Raw genomic sequence first — 381 nt, 5'->3', positions numbered from 1 at the left:
ACGGCAAGACGACGACGTCGCTCATGCTCACCCGCGCGCTCGAGGCGCTGGCCGAGGTCGCCGCCAACAGCGACGGCTCGAACATGCCCGACGGCGTCCTCGCCGCGCTGGCCGCCCGCCCGGACGCGCCCTACGCGGTCCTCGAAGTCGACGAGGCCCACGTGCCGTGGGTGGCCGGGCAGCTCCAGCCCGCCGTGGTCGTGCTGCTGAACCTCAGCCGCGACCAGCTCGACCGCGTCGGCGAGGTCCGCGCCACCGAACGCGACCTGCGGGCCGCGCTGGCAGGGCTGCCGGGCACGGTGGTCGTCGCGAACTGCGACGACGTCCTCGTGACGTCCGCCGCGAAGGCGGCCGCGCGGCCGGTGTGGGTGAGCACCGGAC

The 381-nt window shown here is 75.6% G+C and carries 1 pseudogene; it reads left to right on the top strand.

Annotated elements, in window-relative coordinates:
* Positions 1-23 precede the first annotated feature (23 nt).
* A pseudogene (locus G3I65_RS03045) lies at positions 24-381 on the top strand (Mur ligase family protein); the annotation flags it as partial.

The sequence above is a fragment of the Amycolatopsis sp. SID8362 genome (genome assembly GCF_010550475.1).
GTDB lineage: Bacteria > Actinomycetota > Actinomycetes > Mycobacteriales > Pseudonocardiaceae > Amycolatopsis > Amycolatopsis eburnea.
The sequence above is the reverse complement of the archived record's forward strand: the minus strand, read 5'-3'. Positions and strand labels throughout refer to the sequence as shown.